This is a genomic window from Rhodoferax saidenbachensis (assembly GCF_001955715.1).
Classification (GTDB): domain Bacteria; phylum Pseudomonadota; class Gammaproteobacteria; order Burkholderiales; family Burkholderiaceae_C; genus Allorhodoferax; species Allorhodoferax saidenbachensis.
Genome location: NZ_CP019239.1, coordinates 983652 through 1007410, shown reverse-complemented (window position 1 = coordinate 1007410; position 23759 = coordinate 983652). Strand labels below are relative to the sequence as shown.

Genomic DNA, 23759 nt, shown 5'->3' with positions numbered 1-23759 from the left:
CGCAGCATGCCCCGATTTCGATGGCCACGGCTGCTACAGCGCCAAGCCAGGGCTGAAGCGCTGGCGCCAGAGCAGATCACCGCACGGGCGCAATGGCTGGAAATCTTCATCATCCCGCTGCTGGTCATTGCGGTAGGCTGGATCACCAGCCCCAAAGACCCCATGTTGTCGCAAAGCCAGTTCCCCTGGTTCTGGTTTGCGCCAGTGTTGATCTCCCTGCGCTACGGTGTCTTGCCAGGCTTGCTGGGCAGTATTCCCATCCTCATCAACTGGCTGGTGGCCGATCGCATGGGGCTGGTGGTCGAGAACTTTTCCTCCCAGTTCTTCTTTGGCGCAGGCGTGCTGGTGTTGCTGTGCGGAGAATTCAGCGATGTCTGGCGTGACCGCAACGCGCGCATGGAGGAAACCTACCTCTATGTGACCGAACGTTTGTCGCGCCTGACCAAGCGGCATTTGTTGCTTAACCTGTCCCATGACCGCCTGGAGCAGGAAATGCTGGCACGGCCGGGCTCCCTGCGCGACGCCCTGGCCCGCCTGCGCGCCATGGTGATTGCTGCCGATGGTTCCACACCGGCCATGCCTGCCGCCCAGGGCTTGCTGCAACTGTTATCGCAGTACGTCAACATCGAATCTGCAGCGCTTTATGTGGTGAATGCAGGCACTACAGACCCGGTTCTGGGCGCACAAATCGCCCATATCGGAGAGCCCGCGCTGCTGGAACCGGATGACGAGCTCCTGCGCCTGTCCATGGACGAGCTCAGCCTGTCCCACATTGCCAGCCGCGATCTGAGCCTGGAACGCAAGACCAACCAGTTGGTGGTCGCACCGCTGATTTCGGGCAATGACACCTTGATCGGCGTGCTCGCCGTCACACGCATGCCCTTCTTCTCGCTGAATGTCGAGAACCTGCAGATGATGTCAGTCATCCTGGCCTACTACGCCGACAACATTCGCAATGCCCCCCGGGTGCGTGAGATCCAGCAGCAGATGCCCTCTATGCCCGCCCTGTTCGCCGAAGAACTGGTGCGCATGTTGATGATGCAGGACAAGGTCGGCATTTCCAGCCATATCGTGCTCATGACTTTTGACGGCCCCTTGCGCGATGAAATTCCTGCCGAGTTTCTGCGTATCAAACGTGGCCTGGACCTGTACTGGCAAACCCGCATACACGACAAACCCGCCATTGCCGTGCTGATGCCGTTTGCGTCTCCATCGGCCAAGGAAGGGTTCATCCACCGCATTGATTCCTGGCTGCACACCCGCTTCCATGGTGGTTTTGATTCGCTGGACGTGCATGTACGCACCATCGATTTCGACAAGGAAAATCCATTGGACGTGCTACTGGAGACAGTCAAGGCATGAACGTCCTGTACTGGGCCTGGAGCGCCGTGCTGGTAGAGCTGGGCTTGTTCTGGAGCCCGTTGATGCATATCAACAGCATCTACGCCTTCATCAGTGTTCTGACCCTGCACGTTCTGGCCAGTGCCATCGTGGCCAGCGGCACCTATGTTCTGCAGCCCAAACGTTTTCAGGAGCCGCGCACCATGGTCTGGCTGCTGCTGTTCACCTTTGCTTTTATCGCGCCCGTGGTCGGTGCCGTCGGCATGCTGCTGATCATCCGCACGACCCTGCGGCGTGAATCCTCTTCCGTTCGCCATGCGGTTCCGGTGTCGGTGAACCTGCCGGAATACGATGTGCAGTCCAAGGAAGTCAATCGCAGCGGCCAGGGGGCCATTCGTTCGCGCCTGGGGAAAAACGTGCCTGGTGATGTGCGCATGCAGTCCCTGATGACCCTGCAAGCCGTGCCCAACCGCGTTGCCAACCCTATCCTGGAAGACCTGCTGGGTGACAGCACCGATGACGTGCGCCTGGTTGCCTTTGGCATGCTGGATGCGGAAGAGAAAAAGCTCAACACCCACATCCAGCGCGAACGCGACCATCTGGAACACGATCTCACCCCCGAGCAGCGTTATGCCTGCCTGCGGCACCTTGCCGAGCTGCACTGGGAGTTGATCTATGCCTCCCTGGCCCAGGGCGAACTACGCAAGCACATCCTGGGACAAGCACGCGGCTATGTGGATGCCGCATTGCAGGTTGATGTGCCCACCGACTCCGGCCTGACCTTCCTGCACGGGCGCATTCTGCTGGCACAGGGTGATATCGAAAATGCGCAAAAGGCTTTGGAAGAGGCCATTGTGCTGGGGCAACCCCTAACCTCTGCCTTGCCCTATCTGGCCGAGATGGCCTTCAAGCGGCGCGATTTTGCGCTTGTGAAACAATTCATGGAACAACTGGCAGAACTCAATGTGGCATCGCGGACACGCGCCATCGCCGACTTCTGGACCGGACGCGACAAGGTAAGCAACTTCAGTGACCGCCGATACCTCCCCCACATCTGAAATCCAATTCCCCAAGGCGGACAGCGTCGATGTCATGCTCTTGCTGGAAGGCACCTTCCCCTTCGTTTCAGGCGGGGTGTCCAGTTGGGTGCACCAGATCATCCAGGGCTTTCCCGAGATCCGTTTCGGCGCCATTTTTCTGGGCAGCCGCAAGCAGGATTACGGCAAGCTGCGCTACACCCTGCCCAGCAACCTGGTGCATCTGGAAACCGCCTACCTCTTTGACGACCAGGAAAATCCTCCCATCGTTCCGGTCAAGGCGCCCGCCGAAACCATGGCCATGGTGGAGCAGATGCACGACCTGTTTGAGAACGACCTGAAGCACCCGAACTGCGCCCATATGTTCGCCGGCATGATGGACGAGGCGGGGCCTGACGGCAAGATCGGCCACGACATGTTCCTCTACAGCGAAGGAGCGTGGGACTTCATCAAGAAGAGTTACCGTCGCCGCAGTACTGACCCTTCCTTTGTCGACTACTTCTGGACCATACGCACCATCCACACGCCCTTCTGGCGCTTGCGCGAGGTGGCCGTCAAGGCTCCGCCGGCGCGCATTTACCACGCGGTGTCCACCGGGTATGCAGGCATCCTGGGTGTGCTGCTCAAGCACCGCAACCAGCGCCCCTTCATGCTCAGCGAACATGGCATCTATGTGAAAGAGCGCAAGATTGACCTGTACCAGGCACAGTGGATCAAGGACAACCGCAGCGTATTTGAACGCGATCCTTCACGGGTCAGTTATTTCCGCCAGCTCTGGATCCGCTTTTTTGAACACCTGGGTTATGTCACCTACCAGGCCTCCAACGACATCGTGGCGCTTTACGAGGCGAATCGCCAACGCCAATTGACCGACGGTGCGCCACCGGAACGAACGTCCAATATTGCCAACGGTATTGATGTAGAAAAGTTTGCCGCCCTGCGCGCAGACTGGCCGGATGGGCCGCCTCCCATCATGTGCCTGATCGGCCGTGTTGTTCCCATCAAGGACATCAAGACCTACATCCGTGCCATGCGCATCGTGGCAACGCATTTGCCACAGGCCGAGGCCTGGATCGCCGGGCCGGAAGACGAGTCCCCCGAATACGCGCGGGAATGCCGCGAGCTGGTGACCCAATTGGGGTTGGAGAACACCGTGAAGTTTCTCGGTTTCCAGAAACTCACCGAACTCCTGCCCAAGGTCGGGCTGGTGGTTCTGAGCTCCATCAGTGAGGCCCTGCCGCTGGTGATTCTGGAAGGTTACGCCGCTGGTGTGCCGACCCTCAGTACCGATGTCGGGTCATGCAGGCAACTGGTGTTTGGCCTGCCTGGCGAAGACGAAGCCCTGGGTGCCTCCGGACGCATCGTGCGCATCGCAGACCCACAGGCGCTGGCGCAGGCGGCCATTGAGTTGCTGGGCGACCCTGTCGAATGGCAACGCGCACGCGCGTCCGCCATTCAACGCGTCGAAAAATACTACTCGCAGCGCCTGATGTTTGACCGCTACCAGGCGCTGTACAGCAAGAACTTCGCATGGCAGGCATAGGCTTCGAGCTGCGCAAGCTGCTGCGCAAACAAACCTACTCCGGTCTGCTGCAGGCCTATGCCTTTGCGGGCATCATCAGCTCGGGCCCCTGGGTGCTGTCCATCATCGGCATCATGCTGATCGGCTTGCTGAGCGTGGGCGTGGTGTCCCCCAAGGTCGCCATCTCGCAGTTTCAGGTGACGGTGACCTACCTTTTCCTGATTTCGCTGATTTCCACCGGCCTGGTGCAGTTGTCGTTTACCCGCTTTGTCGCGGACCGCACCTTCGCCAAGGACGAAGCGTCCATCCTGCCCAACTTCAACGGATTGATCCTGCTGGCCATGGGCCTGAGCATGATCCTGGCGCTGCCCTGCGTGGCGTTTTTGTTCCCAGAGCAAACCGTGTTGTACCGCCTGCTGTTTGTCATGGGGTTGGGTGTGATGTCCGCGATCTGGATTGCCACCGTGTTTCTGACCGGCATGAAGCACTACCGTGCGATTGTGCTGATCTTCTTCCTGGGCTACAGCGCCACGCTGGTGCTGGCGCTGCTATTCAGAAGCACCCTGGGCATGGAAGGCCTGCTGCTGGGATTTGTGTTGGGCCACTACCTGCTGCTGATGGGCATGATCTGGCTGATTTACCGCAATTACCACTCAGACCGCTTCATTGCCTTCGACATCTGGAAACCCGGCGCCATGTACCACAGCCTCATGGTGGCGGGCCTGCTGTTCAATCTGGGCGCCTGGGTCGACAAGTTGATGTTCTGGTACTTCCCCAGCACGGGCCAACAGGTCATTGGGCCGCTGAATGCCTCAGTGATCTACGACTTTCCGATTTTTCTCTCCTACCTGTCGGTCATCCCCGGCATGGCCATTTTTCTGGTCCGCATCGAGACCGATTTTGTCGAGTACTACGTCAAGTTCTACGACGCCGTGCGCGAGGGCGCCACGCTGGACTTCATTGAACGCATGCGCAACCACATGGTCTACCACGTGCAGCGCGGCCTGTTCGATATCGCCAAAATACAGACCATCGCCGTGCTGATCACCTTTGCGCTGGGTGGCGTGTTGCTGGAGTCATTGGGTATCTCCACCCTGTATTTGCCGTTGCTGTACGTGGATGTGGTGGGGGCGGCCCTGCAGGTGGTGTTGCTCGGCATTCTGAACATTCTGTTCTACCTGGACCAGCGGCGTTCGGTCGTGCTGCTCACCGCCATGCTGCCCATCACCAACATCGTCTTCACGGCCATCTCACTGCAGTTGGGTGCCGCCTGGTTCGGCTACGGCTTCGCCATGGCCATGCTGGTCACCGTGCTGACGGGCATCTGGATACTGAACCGCAAGCTGGAAGTACTGGAGTACGAAACCTTCATGCTCCAGTGAGGCAAAGAGACTAGCTGCGGTAACCGTCCGGGTTGCTGCTTTGCCAGCGCCACGCGTCCGCACACATGGACGCCAGGGTTTCGCTGGCGGTCCAGCCCAGCAGGCTTTGGGCCAATGCGGCATTGGCATAACACTGCGCCACATCCCCCGAGCGGCGTGGGACGAACTGGTAAGGCACCGGTTTACCACTGGCCTGCTCAAATGCGTGCACCACTTCCAGCACGCTGTACCCACGGCCAGTGCCCACATTGACAGTAAAGCTCTCTCCCTTTTGCAACAGCGTTTGTACGGCTGCGACATGCGCCTGCGCCAGGTCCTGCACGTGGATGTAGTCGCGCACGCCGGTGCCGTCCGGTGTGGCGTAGTCGTTGCCAAACACCTGTAAGAAGGGGCGTTTGCCAACGGCCACCTGGGCCACGTAGGGCATCAGATTGTTGGGCGGACCTGCGGGGTCTTCACCAATCAGTCCGCTCGGATGCGCCCCTACCGGATTGAAGTAACGCAATACGCCCATGTGCCAAGCTGGGTTGGCTACCCGCATGGCCGTGAGCATGTCTTCACAGACCAGTTTGGTCTGCCCGTAGGGATTGGTATGGCTGCGCGGGAAGTCTTCGGTGATGGGCACGGAAGCCGGGTCACCATAGACGGTAGCGCTGCTGGAAAACACCAACGTACGGCAACCGGCCGCGTCCATGGCCTGCAGCAACCCGACCATTCCACCCAGGTTGTTCTCGAAGTATTTAAGCGGTTGTGCCACGCTCTCGCCGACCGCCTTGAAGCCCGCGAAATGGATCACCGCCTGAATCTTGTGCTGCTCCAGCAGCGCTTGCACCAGCCCCGCATCCGCCACATTGCCACGGTGGTGCGGCACCGGTTGACCCGTGATGCGCTGCAAACGCGCCAGAACCGCAGGATCGCTGTTGGAAAAATCGTCGAGGATCACGGGCTGGTAGCCCGCCTGTACCAACGCGACATAGGTATGGCTGCCGATATACCCGGCGCCACCGGTAAGGAGAACACTTGTTTTTTCTGTCATTGATCCGTCATCCAGGCAACTGCGAACTGTCTTCACGACGGTAGAACTGTACGTTGTTTTTACCCTGGGTTTTGGCCTGGTACATGGCCAGGTCGGCAGATGTCAGCAACCGATTCAGTTCCACCCCATCGTGGGGGTAGCGACTGATGCCGATACTGGCCGTCACACGGGCGGTATTGCCGCTCAGGCTGTAGTCACGCCCCAGCGCACCCAGTATCTTTTGGGCGATGCCCCGCGCATCGTCTGCGCCCTCGTGTTCTTCAATCAGGACCACAAATTCATCACCGGCCAACCGTGCCACCAGATCACTGGCGCGTACACAGGCCTGAATGCGTTGCGCCACCTGCTGCAACAGCAAGTCACCCATTTCATGGCCCAACTGGTCGTTGACCGCCTTGAAATGGTCCAGGTCAATGAACAGGATGGAGCACATGCCGTTCTTGCGCTCCATGCGCCCCAATGTGCGTTTGAGGGCATCCATGAACATCGCGCGGTTGGGCAGGCATGTCAGCTCATCGTGGTAAGCCCGGTAGTGCAGATCGTCGTGCACACGCCTTTTTTCATCGATATTGACCAGCGCGGTCATCAGGCAGTCCTGCCCGTCGTAACGGATGCGTTGTGACGAATACTGCGCCCAGAACGGCTTACCCTGTGCGTCCTTCAAATGCAGCTCCAGGCCGCGCACGGTGCCGGTCCCTTGGGCGGCCGCGATCAACCGGTCCCGGTCTGCACTGTCAACGTAAAAGTCACGCGCCCGCATGCTTCCCATGTCGGCCCGGTTGACCTGAAACTGCACCAGGGCCGGGTCGTTGATGTACACGACACTTTCATCCGAAGACTGGGTAATGAGAATGGGAAGCGGGGCAAACTGCAGCACATCTTCGAGTTGCTTCTTTCCCGCCTGCAGTGTGTCCTGCACCGCCTCAAACTGCAGCACCAGACGCCGTGAGAACAGATAGGCCCCGGCCAACAGCACCGACACCAGCACAAACATGACCAGCAAAATCAAAAAAGTGAACTTGCGCGCCACGTCGCCCAGCGTGGAAGAGAAACCATCCTCCAGTGGCGTCAGTTGCGCGTTGATGTCGTGCAATTGAGAAAGAAAGCCCTGACTCTCTTCCTTGGTCAGCGCTCTTGTGTTGGCGATGGAACGGATGCGTGTGCCTACTTGCGTCAGCATTTCCAGATGTTGGTCTGCCTGCGTCCACAGGTGGATGGCCTTGTCGATCTCCGGCACGTTGCGCATCTGGCGGAAAAGAAAAATCATGCCCGGGATGTCGTCGGGGTGGTTGCGCCCCTGCACAAAACCCGCATGGGCCACGTGCAGATCGGGCTCTGCCTTTTCCAGTTCCAGGCGCGCAATGCGATCGCCCTGGTTCACGGCCAACGCGGTCAGGTAGGTCTGGTAGTCGGCATCATTGGCATACAGGGCGTAACGCGACAGGGCGTAGATCGCGTCCTTTTGCCCCTTGGACCACAGTCCCTCGCCCTGCACATAGGCCCGCCCGGCCGAGAGCAAAGTGATGCTCGCATAGGCAAAGAGGAAAAGTCCGACCACCATGGCCGCAAACATCCAGACGATGACGATAAGCCGCCGTCGCTTGCCATTGTGCGACACCGGTACGGACAGGCTGGGCTCGTGAGGCGCCATATCTTCCCCTGGAAAAGACTGCTGTCCCACAGCTGCATGCCGACTTGGCATGCGCTGATCTTGTTATGTGATGCACAGCAATTCGAGCCACTATAACGTGGCTAGACGCGCCTGTGTACCCAGTCGTCGCCAGGCACGTGCACCGCTCGCTTAGAGCACCAGCAGAGCCCGGAAGTCGTTGACGTTGGTGTGTGTCGGGCCCGTGGTGAACAAATCGCCCAAGGGTTCAAAAAAGCCCACGGCATCGTTTCGATCCAGACAATCGGCCAGCGACACACCAGCGGCTCTGGCACGCGCAAGCGTGTCGGGCGCCACTACCGCACCCGCGTTGTCTTCCACACCGTCAATGCCATCGGTGTCGGCGGCCAGCGCCCACACACCGGCCTGGCCTTGCAGAGCCTGTGCCAGGCCCATGCAGAACTCGCCGGCCCGCCCGCCCCGGCCCTTGGCGGCGCCTTCGCGGCGCGGGCGTACGGTGACCGTGGTTTCGCCACCGCTCAGAATCACACAGGGCTTGGCAAACGGCTGCTGGTTGGATGCGGGGCGCCGCGCCGCCGTGCGTGCCAGCGCGGCGTGCACCTTGCCCACCTCGCGTGACTCCCCTTCCAGTTCGTCGCTGAGCACATAAGCATTCAGCCCCATGGCCCGGGCCGCGTCTGCCGCCGCTTGCAGCGACTGCTGGGGCGTGGCAATCAGGTGCACCGTGTTGCGGGCAAACACCGGGTCGCCCGGCTTGGGCGTTTCCAGCGTACCGGCTTCCAGCGCTTTAACTATCGAATCGAGCTCCAGCCCTGATGCAGATTGCGCAAGGCGCTTCAATATTGATAGCGCATCGGCGCAAGTGGTGGGATCGGGCACGGTCGGGCCGCTGGCAATGACACTGGGGTCATCGCCCGGCACATCGCTGATCAGCAGCGTCACCACCTGGGCCGGGTAACAGGCCGCGGCCAGGCGCCCGCCCTTGATAGCGGAGAGGTGTTTGCGCACACAGTTCATCTCCTGAATGCCGGCGCCGCTCTCCAGCAGCATCTTGTTGATGCGCTGCTTGTCCTGCAACGTAATGCCACCACCCTCCCACTGCGCAGGCAGAGTCAGCAGCGAAGAGCCCCCGCCTGAAATCAGGCAAATCACCAGGTCGTCTTCGGTCAGGCCCTGGGGCAGCGCCAGGATGCGCTGCGCGGCGGCCAGGCCTGCGGCATCGGGCACGGGATGGGCGGCTTCGACCACCTCGATACGCTGGGGCGCGGCATCCGCCGGGCGTGGCGGCGTGTGGGCATAACGGGTGACCACCAGCCCTGAAAGAGGTGCGTCTTGCGGCCACAACGCGTCCAGCGCATGGGCCATGGCGCCGCCAGCCTTGCCGGCGCCCAGCACCAGGGTTCGGCCCTTGGGCACGGGGGGTAAAAAACCTGCCAGCGTGTGGCTGGGCAGCGCCTGGCGCACGGCGGCCCAGTAGAGCTGGCCGAGCACGTCGCGCGGGGCCAGCGCAGAGAAATGGGAGGGAGGAGTTTGGCTTGGCATGGTCATCGCTTTATTCCATGGTCATGGTACTTGAGGCAAAATTCAAGGGCGCTTCGCGCAAGCACAGCCCGGGATGCTCGGCAACGTGGTGCTCGCCTCTGGCGGCCAGTCTGGCCCGTCAGCGGGATTCGGCCTCGGCAGGACCCACCCTCGCAGGTGGAAGACTTGTTTGACGGAGAAACTTTCACATGGGCACTTTGCTGATCCACAACGCACGGGCTATCGCCACGTTCGATAACACCAACCCTACCCAATCTACTGAACTGCGCGACGCTTCGATTTACATCGAAGGCAACCGCATCGCCTTTATCGGCGCCACCGCCGACCTGCCGCCCCATGCGCTGCAGGCCGGCGAGGTGATAGACGCCTGCCACCACCTGGTCACGCCGGGCCTGGTGAACACGCACCACCATATGTACCAGTCGCTGACCCGGGCGATACCCGAGGTGCAAAACGCCGAGCTGTTTGGCTGGTTGCGCGGGCTGTACCCGATCTGGGCCGGGCTCACGCCCGAGATGGTGCAGGTGAGCACACAGATTGCCATGGCTGAGCTGCTGCTCTCCGGCTGCACCACCAGTAGCGACCACCTCTACATCTACCCCAATGGCGTGCGGCTGGATGACAGCATCGAAGCGGCGGCTGAAATCGGCATGCGCTTTGTAGCCACGCGCGGGAGCATGAGCGTGGGCCAGAGCCAGGGCGGCTTGCCGCCGGACCGGGTGGTGGAACAAGAAGACTTCATCCTCAAGGACACGCAACGCCTGATCGAGCGGTACCACGATGCCTCGCATGGCAGCATGCTTAACGTGGCGGTGGCGCCCTGCTCGCCTTTCAGCGTGAGCCGCGGCCTGATGCGCGAGTCGGCGCTCTTGGCCCGCAAGTACGGCGCACGCCTGCACACCCACCTGGCCGAGAACGACCACGACCTGGCCTACAGCCGCGAAAAATTTGGCTGCACGCCCACGCAGTACGCGCAAGACCTGGGCTGGCTGGGCCATGACGTGTGGCACGCGCACTGCGTGAAGCTGGACGACGAGGGCATCAGCCTGTTCGCCGCCAGCCGCACCGGCGTGGCGCATTGCCCCTGCAGCAATATGCGGCTGTCCAGCGGGATTGCACCCATTCGCAAGATGCTCAATGCCGGTGTGCCCGTGGGCCTGGGTGTAGACGGTAGCGCCAGCAACGATGCGGCGCACATGGTCAACGAAGCGCGCCAAGCGCTGCTGCTGGCGCGCGTGGGCCGCGCCATGCAGCCACCCGAAGTGCGCGACGGAAAAACCTTCTTTGGTTGCGACCTGGGCCCGGCCGAGATGACCGCGCGCGATGCGCTCAGCGTGGCGACGCGCGGCGGCGCGCAGGTGCTGGGCCGCAATGACATTGGCCACCTGGCCGTGGGCATGTGCGCCGACCTGGTACTGTTTGACCTGGACACGCTGGGCGTTGCCGGTGGCGCCGTGCACGACCCCGTGGGCAGCCTGCTGCTGTGCGCCAGCCCACAAGCCGACTACACGATCGTTAACGGCCGGGTGGTGGTGCGCGAGGGGCATCTGGAGACCGTAGAACTGGGGCCGCTCATGGAGCGACACAACCGACTGGCGATCCAGCTGGCCGAGGCGGCGCGCTAAAACGCTATAAAAACGGGAGCTGCTCGCGCATATTCCGCGGGGGCTAGAGGCCGATTTGGCTTCAAACTCCATGGCTGGAGCTCTCTAGCCTCAGCGTACCAGGCAGGGGCTCTTGGGGTCGAACTTCCAGCCCGGAATCAGGTACTGCATGGCCATGGCGTCGTTGCGGGCGCCCAGGCCGTGCTGCAGGTAGAGCTGGTGGGCCTTCTCCACTTCCACCATGTCCAGCTCCACACCCAGACCGGGCGTGGTGGGCACGGCAATCTGCCCGCCCACGATCTGCAGCGGCGCCTTGGTGAGGCGCTGGCCGTCTTGCCAGATCCAGTGCGTATCAATCGCGGTGACCTTGCCGGGCGCTGCGGCAGCCACATGCGTGAACATGGCCAGCGAGACGTCGAAGTGGTTGTTGGAATGGGAACCCCAGGTCAGGCCCCAGGTCTCGCAAACCTGCGCCACACGCACCGAACCCTGCATGGTCCAGAAATGCGGGTCAGCCAGCGGAATGTCCACCGACTGCAAGGCCAGCGAATGCGCCAGCTCGCGCCAGTCGGTGGCAATCATGTTGGTGGCGGTGGGCAGGCCGGTGGCACGGCGGAACTCGGCCACCACTTCGCGGCCGGAGAACACACCTTCGGCACCGCACGGGTCTTCGGCATAAGCCATCACGCCGTGCAGGTCGCGGCACAGGCGCACCGCGTCTTTCAGCAGCCAGCCACCATTGGGGTCCAGGGTGATGCGGGCTTGCGGAAAGCGCGCATGCAGCGCACGGATGGCCTCCACCTCTTCTTCGCCGCGCAACACGCCGCCCTTGAGCTTGAAGTCCTGGAAACCGTAGCGCGCAAAAGCGGCTTCGGCCAGGCGCACCACACCGTCGGCATCCATGGCTTTTTCGTGGCGCAGGCGTTTCCAGTCGTCCTCGGCATCGGGCTCGCTGATGTAGGGGAGATCGGTGACCTTGCGGTCGCCCACATAGAACAGGTAACCCAGCACGGCCACGCTGTCACGCTGCTGGCCATCGCCCAAGAGCGCCGCCACGGGCACGTTCAGGAACTTGCCCAGCAAATCCAGCAGCGCACACTCCACCGCCGTCACGGCGTGGATAGCGATGCGCAGGTCGAAGGTTTGCAGGCCACGCCCGCCGCTGTCGCGCGCCGCAAAGGCTTCACGCATGCGGTTGAGAATGGCGTTGTAGTTGCCGATGGACTGGCCCACGACCAAGGCGGCCGCGTCTTCCAGCGTCTGGCGGATTTTCTCGCCGCCAGGCACTTCGCCCACGCCGGTGTTGCCGCTGCTATCGGTCAGGATGACGATGTTGCGGGTGAAAAACGGCGCATGAGCACCGCTCAGGTTCATCAACATGCCGTCGTGGCCGGCCACGGGAATGACCCGCAACGCTGTGATGGTGGGCGCGCCACGCACGGCGCCGGAATCGGGTTGGGTCATGAACGGTCTCCTGTGTGGAGCGCTCGATAGGTGGCGCCCCTACATATCAGACATCATACAACTAAAGTGCGTCGGGTTGCGACTTTCGCAGGCGGTCTTTGCTGTTGGCCAGGTGGGTGCGCATGGCCGCGCGGGCGGCATCGGCGTCCTGGTTGCGGATGGCGTTGAAGATGTATTCGTGTTCGCCGTGCACGCGGCGCAGGTAGTTCAGGCGACCTTCGGGCGCACTGCTGGCGGTGTTCACCCGGGTGCGCGGAATGATCATGGTACCCAGGTAGGTCATCAGATCGGCAAAGTGGCGGTTGCCCGTGGCTTTGGCGACTTCCATATGGAAGCTGAAGTCCGAAGGCACCGCATCCGAGTCTTCCAGAATCGAGGTCTGGAAGGCATCGAGCATGGCTTGCATGGAGAGCAAATTGGCTTCGGTGCGGCGCTGCGCGGCCAGGCCGGCAGCCTCGGTTTCCAGGCTGATACGCAGCTCCAGCAGGGCGATGACGTCGGCCACCGTGGCGAGATCCACATCGGCGATCTGGAAATTGCCACTGCTTTGTGGCGCCAATGCAAAGGTACCCACGCCATGGCGCGTCTCGACCAGCCGGTTGGCCTGCAGATGAGAAATGGCCTCACGCACCACCGTGCGGCTCACGTCAAAGCGGGCCATGATTTCGGATTCGGTGGGCAGCTTGGCGCCAGGCGGAATAGCGCCTTCGCGGATGCTGGCGGCCAGGTTTTCCACGACCTCCGTGACCAAGCCACGGGCGCGGCGCGGGCGCACGACATCCCCACCATCAGCAAGCGATGGTTGCGCCACATTGGCTCTAGGGGTTTGCACTAGGTCCATGGAAAAGCCCTTGACTCAGTTGGAACGGGTGTCGACAATTTAACACATCAGACAACATACAACTGACAAGATAACGATAAATTTCATGACGATCAAAGTACACCACACTTTGCTGATGACCGGCGCCGCAGGCGGCCTGGGTACAGCCATGCGCGACCGGCTCAAGGCCAACTGCGAGGTGTTGCGCCTCTCGGACCGTGCCGATTTTGGCGCTGCGCGCGCGGGTGAAGAAATGGCGCTGGCCGATCTGGCCGATGCTGCCGCGGTAGACGCCATGGTCAAAGGCGTGCAAGCCATCGTGCACTTTGGCGGCATCTCGGTGGAAGCCGCGTTCGAGCCCATCCTGCAAGCCAACATCCTGGGCGTCTACAACCTGTACGAAGCGGCACGCAAACAGGGCGTGAAGCGTGTGGTGTTTGCCAGCTCCAACCATGTGACCGGCTTTTACAAACAAAGCGAAACCATCACCCTGGACCACCCAGCCCGCCCCGACAGCCTGTATGGCGTGAGCAAGGCGTTTGGCGAAGACCTGTCGCGCATGTACTTTGACCGCTACGGCATCGAAACCGCTTGCCTGCGCATTGGCTCCTCGTTTGCCGAGCCCAAAGACCGGCGCATGCTGGCCAGTTGGCTCAGCTTTGACGACCTGCACCGCCTGGTCACCGCTTGCTTGACCACACCCATCCTGGGCCACACCGCCATCTTCGGCATGTCCAACAACGCCGTGGTCTGGTACGACAACAGCGCGGCACGCCACGTAGGTTATGTGCCGCAGGACAGCTCAGACCCGTTCCGCGAGGCGATCTATGCGCGCACGCCACAGCCGGACATCACCGACCCCGCCGCGATTTACCAGGGTGGTGGTTTCTTGTTTCAGGGCGAACCCATGACCGCCCACAAGAGCAGCAAGTAAGCCAGACTATGACCGCTGCTTTTGCCATTTCCAGTGCACGCGACCGCGTGGGCGAATCGCCCGTGTGGTCAGTGGCCACGCAATCCCTGTACTGGGTCGACATCGAAGGCCAGCGCATCCACCGCCTGGACTGGGCCAGCCGCACACAAAGCAGTTGGGCCCTGGCCGAACGCGTGGGCTGCATTGCACTGAGCAACCGCGGCACCGTGATCGCCGCCATGGAAAGTGGCATTTTTGAGGTGGAACTGCAAGATGCGCCCCTGGCGCGTGTCACCTGCCTGGCCACCATCACCCATCCGCAAGACGGCATGCGTTTCAACGATGGCCGCTGCGATGCAAAGGGTCGGTTCTGGATTGGCACCATGGTGCGTGACATGGGACTGGCCAGCCCCGCCGGTGGCATTTATTGCCTGGACACCCAAGGCCTGCGTGGTCCGGTACTGCAGGGCTACATCACCCCCAACGGCATGGCCTTCAGCCCCGATGGAACAGCCGCCTACCTGTCAGATTCCCACCCCAGCCGCCAATCCATCTGGATGCACAGCTTTGATGCCACCACCGGTGAGTGGGGCCCACAGTCCACGCCCTGGGTGGACATGAAACCCCTGCCCGGCCGCCCCGATGGCGCCGCCATGGACACCGAAGGCTGCTACTGGATTTGCGGCAACGATGCCGGACTGGTGCACCGCTTCAGCCCACAAGGCGCGCTGCTGCAATCCCTGCCCGTGCCGGTGAGCAAACCCGCCATGTGCGCTTTTGGCGGACCGGAGTTGCGCCACCTGTTTGTGACATCCATTCAACCTGCCACGCCCGCACCCGGCTTTGACGCCACGCTGGACGGTGCCGTGCTGGTGCTGGAGCCCGGCGTGCAAGGCCTGCCAGAACCCCTGTTTTCCCAGTTTCCCGTTCGTTAACCCTAAACCATCCCCAAAGAGGAGACAACATGACATTCCGTAGAACCTTCGTGGCATCCGCCATTGCCCTGTGCAGCACCGTGGGTGCGCAAGCGCAAAACATCGTACTCAAGGCTGCAGACACACACCCTGCTGGCTATCCCAACGTTGTGGCTGTTGAAAGCATGGGCAAGAAGCTCGAAGCAGCTACCAATGGCCGCATCAAGCTGCAAATGTTTCCAGGCGCCGTACTGGGCGAAGAGAAAGAAACCGTAGAGCAAACGCAGATCGGTGCGATCCAGATCGCACGTATCTCGCTCGGTGTGGTGGGCCCTGTGGTGCCGGACGTGAACGTGTTCAACATGCCTTTTGTATTCCGTAATATTCCGCACATGCGTGCTGTGATTGACGGCCCCATTGGCGCCGAGTTGCTGGACAAAGTGACTGCCAGCCCTGCGCGCCTGGTCGGCTTGGGCTGGATGGACGGCGGCTCGCGCAGCCTGTACACCAAGAAGAAGGTCACTACTCCTGCCGACCTGAAAGGCGTCAAGGTCCGCATGATGGGCAACCCCTTGTTTGTGGACACCATGAACGCCATGGGTGGCAACGGCATCTCCATGTCCTATGGCGAAGTCTTTAGCGCCTTGCAAACTGGCGTGATTGATGGCGCAGAAAACAATCCCCCCAGCTTTTTCACAGCCAACCACTACACCACCGGCGTCAAGTACTACGCACAAACCAACCACTTGATCATTCCTGAACTGCTCGTGATGTCCAAAGTGACATGGGACAAGCTGTCGGCGGATGACAAGGCTTTGGTCAAGAAGTTTTCCCGTGAAGCCCAAATGGAACAACGCGTTCTGTGGGACAAGAGCGTGGAAGACTACTCCGCCAAGCTGAAGGCTGCCGGTATCGAGTTCGTAGCTGTCGACCAGAAGCTGTTCTATGACGCCACGGCCCCCGTGCGCGCCAAATACGGTGCCAACTTTGCAGATCTGATGAAGCGCATCGACGCTACCAAATAAGCCTTTGAGAAAAAAGAGCGCCCGCCTTCGCGGGTGCTCGTTTGGCTTCGCCTTTTGGATCGCTATGAAAAACAAATTCCTGCATTGCAACGATGCGCTTTACCTCACCAGCATTTGGTTATCAGGTGGCGCCATCTTTCTCATGTCCATCATCATCCCCTGGGGAATATTTGCCCGCTATGTGTTGGGTACGGGGTCTCAGTGGCCTGAACCCATTTCTGTCTTGTTGATGGTGATCTTCACGTTCTTTGGTGCCGCCGCGGCCTACCGTGCGGGCTCCCATATTGCCGTGGCGATGGTGACTGACCGCCTCCCCCAAATACTGCGTCGGATTGCGGCCGTTCTGGTTCATGCACTGATGTTTGTCATTGCTGTTTTTATGGTTTTCTACGGATTCAAGCTGTGTCTTGAAACCTGGAACCAAAGTATTGGCGCCATACCCTGGATGCCCGTGGGAGCCACCTACCTCCCCGTCCCTCTGGGTGGATTCATTACCTTATTTTTTATCGTCGAGCACATCCTGCTCGGATCGCAACATCAACGCTCCGTAGTGACTTTCGACCACGAAGCCATAGAACCGGAGGCCATCTGATGGACGCGCTCGTACTGTTGGGCTCCTTTGTGACGCTCATGATCATTGGCATGCCTGTGGCGTATGCCTTGGGCTTGTCTGCGCTGATTGGCGCATGGTGGATTGAGCTGCCCTATGACGCGGTAATGATCGCCATTGCCGGCGGCGTCAACAAATTCTCCTTGCTTGCCATTCCCTTCTTCGTTTTGGCCGGAGCCATCATGGCCGAGGGTGGCATGTCCCGTCGCTTGGTGGCATTTGCAGAAGTGCTGGTCGGTTTTGTGCAGGGCGGCTTGTCGCTGGTGAACATTCTGGCGTCCACCTTCTTCGGCGCCATTTCGGGTTCCTCCATGGCGGACACCGCATCCATTGGCTCGGTGCTGATTCCGGAAATGGAAAAGAAGGGATACCCGCGTGATTTTGCAACAGCCGTTACGGTCAGTGGCTCGGTGCAGGCCATCCTGATTCCCCCCAGCCATAACGCGGTGATTTATTCACTGGCGGCCGGTGGTTCCGTATCCATCGCAGCACTCTTTCTGGCAGGCGTATTGCCAGGCTTGCTGCTGGGTCTGACGCTGGCCATCATGTGCCTGTTCATTGCCAAAAAACGCAACTTCCCCAAGGGCCGCTCCATCCCCATGAAAGAAGCCCTGCGCATCTGCGTGGACGCACTTTGGGGACTGATGACGATGGTGATCATTTTGGGCGGCATCTTGTCCGGTATTTTCACCGCCACCGAGTCAGCAGCCATCGCGGTGATCTGGGCGTTTTTCGTCACCATGTTCATCTACCGCGACTACCAATGGCGTGAACTGCCCAAGCTGGTACACCGCACCGTCAAAACCCTGGCAATTGTGATGATCCTGATCGGCTTCGCAGCCAGCTTCGGCTACATCATGACCCTGATGCAGATCCCCACCATGATCACGGGTCTGTTCACCAGCGTCTCGGACAACAAATACACCGTGCTGTTGATGATCAACATTCTGTTGTTGATACTGGGCACGCTGATGGACATGGCCCCGTTGATCCTGATCATGACCCCCATCCTGCTGCCGATTGTGAAAACCCTGGGTGTGGATCCCGTGCACTTCGGAATGATCATGATGGTGAACCTGGGCATGGGGCTTATCACGCCTCCCGTGGGTGGTGTGCTGTTTGTCGGCGCCGCCGTGGCCAAGCTGCCGATTGAAAAGGTGGTGAAAGCCCTGATTCCTTTCTTTGGCGCCCTGCTGTTTGTGTTGGCAGCCGTGACCTACATCCCAGCGTTGTCCTTGTGGCTGCCTGGACTGTTGCTGAAGTAATTGCGCATGAAAATCTCCGCTGTTCGGGTCACCCCGATCGCCATCAAAGACCCTGCCTTGCTGAACGCTGCCGGGGTACACGAACCGTTTGGCCTGCGCTCCATCATCGAAGTGGTCGGCGCCAACGGCATGGTGGGCTTGGGTGAGACCTATGGCGACGCACCGGTGTTGGGTTTGCTGACGCGCGCAGCACCCAGCCTAGTGGGATTGTCGGCATTCGATGTCAATGGCATGCTGGCACGGCTCAAGGCGCTGGCGCCCCAAGTCTCGACTGGCCATGTGGAAATGGAGCTGGCACCCGGCTCGTTGGCCAGCAATTTGGTGACCAGCGCGTTTTCTGCGTTTGAGGTGGCCTTTATGGACCTGCAGGCGCGCACCCTCGGCATACCTCTGGTGGAACTGCTGGGTGGCGCTGTGCGCGACAAGGTGTCGTACTCGGCGTACCTGTTTTACAAGTGGGACGCTTCGGTAGACCCGGAGTACGCACCGGACCCCTATGGCGAGGCCGTCAACGCCGCGCAAATCGTCCAGCAGGCGCGAAAGATGATTGACCAATACGGTTTTGAGAGCATCAAGCTCAAGGCCGGTGTGTTCGACCCCATGGAAGAAGCCGACGCCATTCTGGCGCTCAAGGCGGCCTTCCCCAACCAGCCCCTGCGCATCGACCCCAATAGCAACTGGAGCATGGCCACCAGTCTGAAAGTGGCCGACAAGCTGCGCGGCAGCCTGGAGTATTACGAAGACCCCACGCCCACGCTGGAAGGCATGGCCGAATTGCACAAGGCCACGGGCATGCCCCTGGCCAGCAATATGGTGGTCACCAACTGGGCCGAGCTCAAACGCAGCATCGAGCTCAACTCGGTGCAAATTTTGCTCAGCGACCACCACTTTTGGGGTGGCCTACGCGCCACACAGGCCTTGGCACAAACCTGCCAGACCTTTGGCTTGGGCCTGTCCATGCACTCCAACTCGCACCTGGGCATCAGCCTCATGGCCATGACGCATTTGGCTGCCTCGGTGCAACACCTGAGCTACGCCTGCGACACCCACTACCCCTGGCAAAGCGACGAAGTGCTGGTGGGTGGCAAGGTACCCATCGTGGACGGCTGCGTGCACCTGACCAACAAACCCGGCCTGGGTGTGGAGTTGGACCAGGACAAGCTGACCGAGCTGCATGAAGCATTCAAGGTCTGCCGCATTCGCACCCGCAATGACGTAGCCCAAATGCAGCGCTACCGTCCCGAGTGGAAACAAGTCAAACCCCGGTTTTGATTCCAAGTCTCCCGCCTATACCAAACCGTCACTCAGGAGAATGCGTATGAAAAAGCAACTGATCACCTTGCTGCTGGCCGCTGGCGCCAGCTTTGGCGCCATGGCCTGGCCCGACAAACCCATTACGCTGGTTGTTCCGTTTCCACCAGGCGGATCTACCGACCTGATCGCCCGCATTCTCTCGACCAAAATGGCCGAAAAAATGGGTGGCGGCGTCACCTTCATCGTCGACAACAAGGGCGGCGCCACGGGCACGATTGGTGCCGGGCAGGTCGCACGCGCACCGGCCGATGGCCATACGCTGCTGGTCTCCTCACTTGGTCCCTTTGTGATTGCACCACACTTGATCAAAGTGAACTACGACGCACTGAAGGATCTGGAACCCATCACGATTGCGGTACAGGCACCTAATGTCCTGGTGGTCCCCGCGGCCTCCGAGCGTAAGTCTTTGGCCGAAGTGATTACCTACCTGAAGGCCAACCCGGGCAAGATGAGTTTTGCCTCTTCAGGTAACGGCAGCAGCGATCACCTCACCGCGGAACTGTTCTGGCAACAAACAGGTACCAGCGGTGTACACGTCCCCTACAAAGGCGGCGGGCCAGTGATGACGGACCTGCTGGGCAACCAGGTGGAGTCCTCGTTCATGAACATCAACACCGCCATGCCCCAGATCAAGTCCGGCAAGCTGCGCGCTTTGGCCATCACCAGTGCCAAGCGTTCGCCGCTGCTGCCCGATGTGCCCACGCTGGAAGAAAATGGCATCAAGGACGCCAACGTGAACTCCTGGCAAGCTTTGGCCGCGCCACGGGGATTGCCCGCTGACGTGAAGAAGCGCCTGTTTGACGCCGCCGTGGCCTCCATCAAAGACCCAACGGTAGCGCCAAAACTACTGGAGCTGGGTTTTGAATTGGTGCTCAACACCCCCGAGCAATTCGCCACATTTCAAGCTATGGAATACGCGCGCTGGGCAAAGCTGATCACGTCGCGCAACATCAAGGCGGACTAACTTTCGTATGTCTACGTCCCCCAGCACGAGCACGAGCGTCCCCCGCAGCATAAAAATGCATGCGGCGGACAACGTGGCCATCGTTGTTAACGACGGTGGCCTGGCTGTGGGCAGCGTTATGCCCGACGGTTTGACGCTGGTAGACCGCGTGCCACAAGGTCACAAGGTCGCACTGGTGCCGATTGCCAAAGATGCCGCTGTGCTGCGCTACAACGTGCCAATTGGTTATGCGCTCAAGGACATCCCCGCAGGCGCCTGGGTGCATGAGCGTCTGTTGCACATGCCTGAGGCCCGTTCACTGAACGACCTGCCGCAATCCACAGCCCCCGCGTGGAATGCCGAGCCTTTGACGGGTTACACCTTCGAGGGTTACCGCAATGCCGATGGCTCGGTGGGCACGCGCAATATTCTGGCCATCACCACCACCGTGCAGTGTGTGGCCGGTGTGGTGGACTTTGCGGTGCAGCGCATCAAGGAGCAACTGCTCCCGCGCTACCCCAACGTCGACGATGTGATTGGCCTGGAGCATTCGTATGGCTGCGGCGTGGCGATTGACGCACCCGACGCCATCATTCCGATCCGCACCCTGCGTAACATTTCCAAAAACCCCAACTTTGGCGGTGAAGTGATGGTGGTGAGCCTGGGCTGCGAGAAGCTGCAGCCGGAGCGCTTGTTTCCATCGGGCAGCTTTGCTATACAAGTGATAGCTGGCGGCGCAAGTAACACGGGGGCTACAGGCCAATTTGATGCCAAAAATGAGCCTGCACTCGACGTGGTCTGCCTACAGGCCGAGAAACATGTGGGCTTCATGTCCATGATTGATTCGGTGCTGGCATCCGCCGTACCGCATCTGGAGCGGCTCAACGCCCGCCAACGCGAGACCATCTCCGCCAGTGAGCTGGTGGTGGGTGTGCAGTGCGGTGGCAGTGATGCCTTCTCGGGCGTGACCGCCAACCCGGCCGTCGGTTTCTGTACCGACCTGCTGGTGCGCGCCGGTGCCACCGTGATGTTCTCCGAGACCACCGAGGTGCGCGACGCCGTGGAGCAGATGACCGCCCGCGCCACCACACCCGCCGTGGCAGACGCCATGGCCCGCGAGATGGCCTGGTACGACGCGTATCTGGGCCGTGGCAGCGCCGACCGCAGCGCCAACACCACGCCCGGTAACAAGGCCGGGGGCCTGTCCAACATCGTCGAAAAAGCCATGGGCTCCATCGTCAAGTCTGGCAGCGCACCCATCAGCGGCGTGTTGTCGCCGGGCGAAAAGCTGCAGTCCAAAGGCCTGATCTACGCGGCCACACCGGCCAGCGATTTCATCTGCGGCACGCTGCAACTGGCCGCCGGCATGAACCTGCATGTGTTCACCACCGGCCGCGGCACGCCCTACGGCCTGGCCGAGGTTCCCGTCATCAAGGTAGCCACGCGCACCGACCTGGCGCGCCGCTGGCACGACCTGATGGACGTGAACGCAGGCACCATCGCGGACGGTGATGCCTCGATTGCCGACGTGGGCTGGGAACTCTTTCACCTGATGCTGGAAGTCGCCAGCGGACGCAAGAAAACATGGGCTGAGCAATGGAAATTGCACAACTCGTTGGTGCTGTTCAACCCCGCACCCATTACCTGATCCGTTATCTGATCGATTTGCCCAAACCAATACCCATAAGGCATTGCCATGACCTACCCTGTCCCCTACCGCCCTTTTCCCAACCAGTTCAAGAAAGACCTGCTGGCCGGCAAACGCCTGATCGGCTGCTGGTCATCCTTGGCCAGCCCCATCACCGCCGAAGTACTCGGCGTGGCGGGTTTTGACTGGATCCTGATGGACGGCGAACATTCGCCCAATGATGTGATCACCTTTGTGCCCCAGCTCATGGCGCTCAAGGACAGCGTGAGTGCCCCATTCGTGCGCCCCACCAGCAACAACGCGGTGGAAATCAAGCGCCTGTTGGACGCGGGTTTCTACAACTTTCTGATCCCGTTTGTAGAAACCGCTGACGAGGCCCAGCGCTCTGTGGCCGCCACCCGTTACCCGCCTGAAGGCATGCGGGGGGTGTCGGTATCCCAGCGCAGCAACCGTTATGGCACCGTAGCCAACTACTTCCAAGAAGCCAACCAGCACATGTGTGTGGCCGTGCAGATCGAAAGCCGCGCTGGCGTAGCCGCCAGCAGCGAGATTGCCGCCGTGCCCGGTGTGGACTGCATTTTTGTCGGCCCCTCGGACCTGGCCGCCGGCTACGGCCACCTGGGCAACGCCGCGCACCCCGAAGTGCAAGAGGCCATTGCCCATGTGTTTGCCCAGGCCAAGGCCCACGGTAAACCCACCGGCATCCTGGCCCCCGTCGAAGCCGACGCACGCCGCTACATGGAAATGGGCGCCACTTTTATCGCCGTGGGCAGTGACCTAGGCGTGTTCCGCTCGGCCACCCAGGCCCTCAAAGACCGCTACGCCGCCTAACTTTTTTCTTTGGATGACAACACGACTATGACCACACTCGGATTTATTGGCCTGGGCATCATGGGTGCACCCATGGCCGGCCACTTGCTGGCCGCGGGCCACACCGTTTACCTGAACACACGCTCTGCCGTGCCATCCGCCTTGCTGGACGCTGGCGGACATTCCTGCGCCAGCGCACAGGAAGTCGCGCAAAAGGCCGACATCATCTTCCTGATGCTGCCGGACACGCCAGACGTAGAAGCCGTGCTGTTTGGCGCCAAAGGCGTTGCCGCGGGCCTCACCAAAGGCAAGACCGTGGTCGACATGAGCTCCATCTCGCCCGTGGACACCAAGGCCTTTGCCAAGCAGATCAACGCACTGGGTTGCCAGTACATGGATGCACCCGTCTCTGGTGGCGAAGTGGGCGCCAAGGCCGCCAGCCTGACCATCATGGTCGGCGCGGAAGAGGCCACCTTCAACACCCTGCTGCCGCTGCTGCAACTGATGGGCAAGAACATCACGTTGGTGGGTGGCAATGGCGACGGCCAGACCTGCAAGGTGGCCAACCAGATCATCGTGGCGCTCAACATTGCCGCCGTGGGCGAAGCCCTGCTGTTTGCCAGCAAGGCCGGTGCCGATCCGGCCAAGGTGCGCCAGGCGTTGATGGGCGGTTTTGCCGCCTCGCGCATTCTGGAAGTGCATGGCGAACGCATGGTCAAGCGCACCTTCAACCCGGGCTTTCGCATTGGCTTGCACCAGAAGGATTTGGGCCTGGCGCTGGACGGCGCCAAGGCGCTGGGACTGGCGTTGCCGCAAACCGCAGGTGCCGCACAACTGATGCAGGTCTGCAGTGCCAACGGCCTGGGCAATCTGGACCATTCGGCCTTGGTGCGGGCGCTCGAAATCATGGGCAACCACGAAGTCGCGAAGGCCTGACCT

20 protein-coding genes are annotated in these 23759 nt (G+C 60.8%); 15 read left to right on the top strand and 5 right to left on the bottom strand.

Annotated features, from left to right (window positions below):
- The first annotated feature begins 6 nt into the window (after positions 1-6).
- From RS694_RS04850 to pelG, 4 genes are read left to right on the top strand one after another with little or no spacing between them, the layout of a single operon-like run.
- Positions 7-1362: a PelD GGDEF domain-containing protein gene (locus RS694_RS04850; RefSeq protein ID WP_051391636.1), complete on the top strand. Its 1356-nt coding sequence runs from the start codon at positions 7-9 to the stop codon at positions 1360-1362.
- A complete protein-coding gene (locus RS694_RS04845; protein ID WP_029705427.1) occupies positions 1359-2399 on the top strand; it encodes a tetratricopeptide repeat protein in 1041 nt (346 codons plus the stop codon). The genes RS694_RS04850 and RS694_RS04845 overlap by 4 nt, the downstream gene beginning before the upstream one ends.
- A complete protein-coding gene (gene pelF, locus RS694_RS04840; protein ID WP_241463806.1) occupies positions 2371-3921 on the top strand; it encodes a GT4 family glycosyltransferase PelF in 1551 nt (516 codons plus the stop codon). The genes RS694_RS04845 and pelF overlap by 29 nt, the downstream gene beginning before the upstream one ends.
- Entirely contained in the window at positions 3909-5282 is a 1374-nt protein-coding gene (pelG, locus tag RS694_RS04835; protein ID WP_029705430.1) for an exopolysaccharide Pel transporter PelG, read from the top strand. The genes pelF and pelG overlap by 13 nt, the downstream gene beginning before the upstream one ends.
- A 10-nt stretch (positions 5283-5292) precedes the next feature.
- On the opposite strand, the gene galE is transcribed toward pelG, so the two are convergent.
- The 3 genes from galE to RS694_RS04820 form a co-directional block, all read right to left on the bottom strand.
- Entirely contained in the window at positions 5293-6318 is a 1026-nt protein-coding gene (gene galE, locus RS694_RS04830) for a UDP-glucose 4-epimerase GalE (RefSeq protein ID WP_029705432.1), read from the bottom strand.
- A gap of 7 nt (positions 6319-6325) precedes the next feature.
- Positions 6326-7969 carry a sensor domain-containing diguanylate cyclase gene (locus RS694_RS04825; protein ID WP_029705433.1) on the bottom strand — a complete coding sequence of 548 codons (1644 nt, stop codon included), beginning with the start codon at positions 7967-7969 and terminating at the stop codon, positions 6326-6328.
- A gap of 150 nt (positions 7970-8119) precedes the next feature.
- Positions 8120-9496, bottom strand: coding sequence for a glycerate kinase type-2 family protein (locus RS694_RS04820; protein WP_029705435.1), 1377 nt, complete (start codon positions 9494-9496; stop codon positions 8120-8122).
- A 182-nt stretch (positions 9497-9678) separates the two neighbouring features.
- On the opposite strand from RS694_RS04820, the gene RS694_RS04815 reads away from it, so the two are divergent.
- Entirely contained in the window at positions 9679-11115 is a 1437-nt protein-coding gene (locus RS694_RS04815; protein ID WP_029705436.1) for an 8-oxoguanine deaminase, read from the top strand.
- Positions 11116-11205: 90 nt separating this feature from the next.
- Here RS694_RS04815 and gudD read toward each other — a convergent pair whose 3' ends face one another.
- Together gudD and RS694_RS04805 are read right to left on the bottom strand one after the other, a co-directional pair.
- Positions 11206-12558, bottom strand: coding sequence for a glucarate dehydratase (gudD, locus tag RS694_RS04810; RefSeq protein ID WP_029705437.1), 1353 nt, complete (start codon positions 12556-12558; stop codon positions 11206-11208).
- Between the two features lie 61 nt (positions 12559-12619).
- Positions 12620-13399 carry a FadR/GntR family transcriptional regulator gene (locus tag RS694_RS04805; protein ID WP_081708510.1) on the bottom strand — a complete coding sequence of 260 codons (780 nt, stop codon included), beginning with the start codon at positions 13397-13399 and terminating at the stop codon, positions 12620-12622.
- A gap of 85 nt (positions 13400-13484) precedes the next feature.
- On the opposite strand from RS694_RS04805, the gene RS694_RS04800 reads away from it, so the two are divergent.
- From RS694_RS04800 to RS694_RS04755, 10 genes are all read left to right on the top strand, one after another.
- Complete coding sequence (locus tag RS694_RS04800; protein ID WP_029705441.1) at positions 13485-14312, top strand: NAD-dependent epimerase/dehydratase family protein; 828 nt, start codon at positions 13485-13487, stop codon at positions 14310-14312.
- A gap of 8 nt (positions 14313-14320) precedes the next feature.
- A complete protein-coding gene (locus RS694_RS04795) occupies positions 14321-15226 on the top strand; it encodes an SMP-30/gluconolactonase/LRE family protein (protein ID WP_029705443.1) in 906 nt (301 codons plus the stop codon).
- 29 nt (positions 15227-15255) lie between these two features.
- Entirely contained in the window at positions 15256-16230 is a 975-nt protein-coding gene (locus RS694_RS04790) for a TRAP transporter substrate-binding protein (RefSeq protein WP_029705444.1), read from the top strand.
- 64 nt (positions 16231-16294) lie between these two features.
- A complete protein-coding gene (locus RS694_RS04785; protein ID WP_029705446.1) occupies positions 16295-16822 on the top strand; it encodes a TRAP transporter small permease in 528 nt (175 codons plus the stop codon).
- Positions 16822-18105, top strand: a complete 1284-nt coding sequence (locus tag RS694_RS04780) for a TRAP transporter large permease (protein ID WP_029705447.1) — start codon at positions 16822-16824, stop codon at positions 18103-18105. The genes RS694_RS04785 and RS694_RS04780 overlap by 1 nt, the downstream gene beginning before the upstream one ends.
- A gap of 6 nt (positions 18106-18111) precedes the next feature.
- Positions 18112-19377 carry a glucarate dehydratase family protein gene (locus tag RS694_RS04775; protein WP_029705448.1) on the top strand — a complete coding sequence of 422 codons (1266 nt, stop codon included), beginning with the start codon at positions 18112-18114 and terminating at the stop codon, positions 19375-19377.
- 46 nt (positions 19378-19423) lie between these two features.
- On the top strand, positions 19424-20383 hold the full coding sequence (locus RS694_RS04770; protein ID WP_029705450.1) for a Bug family tripartite tricarboxylate transporter substrate binding protein: 960 nt from the start codon (positions 19424-19426) through the stop codon (positions 20381-20383).
- A gap of 7 nt (positions 20384-20390) precedes the next feature.
- Entirely contained in the window at positions 20391-22010 is a 1620-nt protein-coding gene (garD, locus tag RS694_RS04765; protein WP_029705452.1) for a galactarate dehydratase, read from the top strand.
- Positions 22011-22058: 48 nt separating this feature from the next.
- A complete protein-coding gene (gene garL, locus RS694_RS04760) occupies positions 22059-22841 on the top strand; it encodes a 2-dehydro-3-deoxyglucarate aldolase (RefSeq protein ID WP_029705456.1) in 783 nt (260 codons plus the stop codon).
- 27 nt (positions 22842-22868) lie between these two features.
- Entirely contained in the window at positions 22869-23756 is an 888-nt protein-coding gene (locus RS694_RS04755) for a 2-hydroxy-3-oxopropionate reductase (RefSeq protein ID WP_029705458.1), read from the top strand.
- The last annotated feature ends 3 nt before the right edge of the window (positions 23757-23759 follow it).